The organism is Raoultella sp., assembly GCF_039594335.1.
Lineage (GTDB): Bacteria > Pseudomonadota > Gammaproteobacteria > Enterobacterales > Enterobacteriaceae > Klebsiella.
Window position 1 is genome coordinate 1 of record NZ_JBCNNS010000281.1, and the last position, 2508, is coordinate 2508.

Sequence of the window (2508 nt, forward strand, 5' to 3'; positions counted from 1 at the left end):
CCGAACGGGAATGACAAGCGGAAAAATGCATTTTTATTTCAACCGCTCATCTTTTGTACTTAACGCCTATTTTTGCTGCTTTCTGATGGTTTCCGGCAGATCTGCGAGGCTATTCAGCACCCAGTCGGCGGCACTTTCCGCTTCCGCTGTGACCGGCTTACCGGTACGAACCAGGACTTTAGTCCCAATAGATGCAGCAGCAGCAGCCTGCATATCTTCCACTTTATCGCCGACCATATAAGAAGCAGCCATATCGATATGAAGATAGTCGCGCGCCGAGATCAGCATCCCCGGATGCGGCTTACGGCAATCACAAGTCTGACGAAACTCTTCAACCGTGCCCTGCGGGTGGTGCGGGCAATAATAGATACCGTCCAGGTCGATACCGCGATCGGCCAGAGACCAGTCCATCCATTCAGTCAGCGTTTCAAACTGCGCTTCCGTGAACTTACCGCGCGCGATGCCGGACTGATTAGTGACCACCACCAGGGCGAATCCCATCTCCTTTAACTGACGCATAGCGTCAATAACGCCATCAATAAATTCAAAGTTGTCGATTTCGTGGACATAACCATGATCGACATTAATCGTGCCGTCACGGTCAAGAAAAATTGCAGGTACTGACTTTGCCACCGGTTTACTCCTGATAAAGGCTAGTCTGATTAGTATCGCATGTTTCTGGAGGCAAGAAAGTGCTCATTATACAGAGGCAGATTGATTTAGACGTCTGGATGCCTTAACATCCATTTCATTGACAGGCATCGCCTGGACACGGCAGAAGAAAATGCCACGGCAAACGGTTAAACGATAATAAATATCTGATGATTAAACTTTCGAATATCACCAAAGTGTTCCAGCAAGGGAATCGCACGATACAGGCACTGAATAATGTCAGCCTGCATGTCCCTGCCGGGCAAATTTATGGCGTGATCGGCGCATCCGGCGCCGGTAAAAGTACGCTGATTCGCTGCGTTAACCTGCTGGAACGCCCAACCGAAGGCAGTGTTCAGGTTGACGGCCAGGAGTTGACGGCGCTTTCTGAAAAAGCGCTGACCCGCGCGCGGCGCCAGATTGGCATGATTTTCCAGCATTTTAACCTGCTGTCTTCGCGCACCGTCTTTGGTAACGTCGCGCTCCCGCTGGAACTGGATAATACCCCGCAGGCGGAAATTAAACGCCGCGTGACCGAGTTGCTGGATCTGGTCGGTCTTGCCGATAAACATGACAGCTACCCGGCAAATCTCTCCGGCGGTCAGAAACAGCGTGTGGCTATTGCTCGCGCACTGGCAAGTAACCCGAAGGTGCTGCTGTGTGACGAAGCCACCAGCGCCCTGGACCCGGCAACTACACGTTCCATTCTGGAACTGCTGAAAGATATCAACCGTCGCCTGGGTCTGACTATTCTGCTGATTACGCACGAGATGGATGTCGTCAAACGCATCTGCGATTGCGTCGCGGTGATCAGCAATGGCCAGTTGATCGAGCAAGATACGGTGAGTGAAGTCTTCTCTCACCCGAAAACCCCGCTGGCCCAGCAGTTTATTCAATCCACGCTGCATCTGGATATTCCCGACGACTACCAGGCTCGCCTGAAGCCGACCGCGCAACCCGATAGTGTTCCTATGCTGCGCATGGAGTTCACTGGCCATTCCGTCGACGCTCCGCTGCTCTCTGAAACCGCCCGTCGCTTTAATGTGAATAACAACATTATTAGCGCGCAGATGGATTACGCTGGCGGCGTGAAGTTCGGCATTATGCTGACCGAGATGCACGGCACGCAGGAAGATACCCAAGCGGCCATCGCCTGGTTGCAGGAACACCATGTAAAAATAGAGGTACTGGGATATGTCTGAGGCAATGATTTGGCTGCTGTTGCGCGGCGTGTGGGAAACGCTGGCCATGACGTTCGTCTCCGGCTTTTTCGGTTTCGTCATCGGCCTGCCGGTAGGTGTGCTGCTGTACGTCACTCGCCCGGGACAGATTGTTGCCAACGCAAAACTGTACCGGACGCTGTCCGCGCTGGTTAACATTTTCCGTTCCATCCCTTTCATTATCCTGCTGGTGTGGATGATTCCGTTCACCCGCGTGATTGTCGGTACGTCCATTGGACTGCAGGCCGCCATTGTGCCGCTGACGGTTGGCGCTGCGCCGTTTATCGCCCGTATGGTAGAAAATGCGCTGCTGGAAATTCCGACCGGACTTATCGAGGCATCCCGCGCGATGGGCGCTACGCCGATACAGATCGTACGTAAGGTGCTGCTGCCTGAAGCGCTGCCGGGTCTGGTAAACGCCGCAACTATCACCCTCATCACGTTGGTTGGCTATTCCGCAATGGGCGGGGCGGTGGGCGCCGGCGGTCTGGGGCAGATTGGCTATCAGTACGGCTATATCGGCTACAACGCTACGGTAATGAATACCGTGCTGGTATTACTGGTTATTCTGGTTTATTTAATCCAATTCTCTGGCGATCGCATCGTCCGGGCTGTGACTCACAAATAACATTATCTA

The 2508-nt window shown here is 53.3% G+C and carries 3 protein-coding genes; 2 read left to right on the forward strand and 1 reads right to left on the reverse strand.

Features of this window, described 5'->3' with window-relative positions:
- Window positions 1-66: 66 nt before the first annotated feature.
- Window positions 67-633, reverse strand: a complete 567-nt coding sequence (gmhB, locus tag ACZAHD_RS23035; RefSeq protein WP_462458781.1) for a D-glycero-beta-D-manno-heptose 1,7-bisphosphate 7-phosphatase — start codon at window positions 631-633, stop codon at window positions 67-69.
- A 188-nt stretch (window positions 634-821) separates the two neighbouring features.
- On the opposite strand from gmhB, the gene metN reads away from it, so the two are divergent.
- Window positions 822-1853: a methionine ABC transporter ATP-binding protein MetN gene (metN, locus tag ACZAHD_RS23040; RefSeq protein WP_462458782.1), complete on the forward strand. Its 1032-nt coding sequence runs from the start codon at window positions 822-824 to the stop codon at window positions 1851-1853.
- Window positions 1846-2499 carry a methionine ABC transporter permease MetI gene (locus tag ACZAHD_RS23045; protein ID WP_100682475.1) on the forward strand — a complete coding sequence of 218 codons (654 nt, stop codon included), beginning with the start codon at window positions 1846-1848 and terminating at the stop codon, window positions 2497-2499. The genes metN and ACZAHD_RS23045 overlap by 8 nt, the downstream gene beginning before the upstream one ends.
- Window positions 2500-2508 lie beyond the last annotated feature (9 nt).

What these genes read in the sequence shown, in the direction of transcription:
- metN (WP_462458782.1), top strand. Translation starts at nt 822, where the DNA reads ATGATTAAACTTTCGAATATCACCAAAGTGTTCCAGCAAGGGAATCGC.
- ACZAHD_RS23045 (WP_100682475.1), top strand. Translation starts at nt 1,846, where the DNA reads ATGTCTGAGGCAATGATTTGGCTGCTGTTGCGCGGCGTGTGGGAAACG.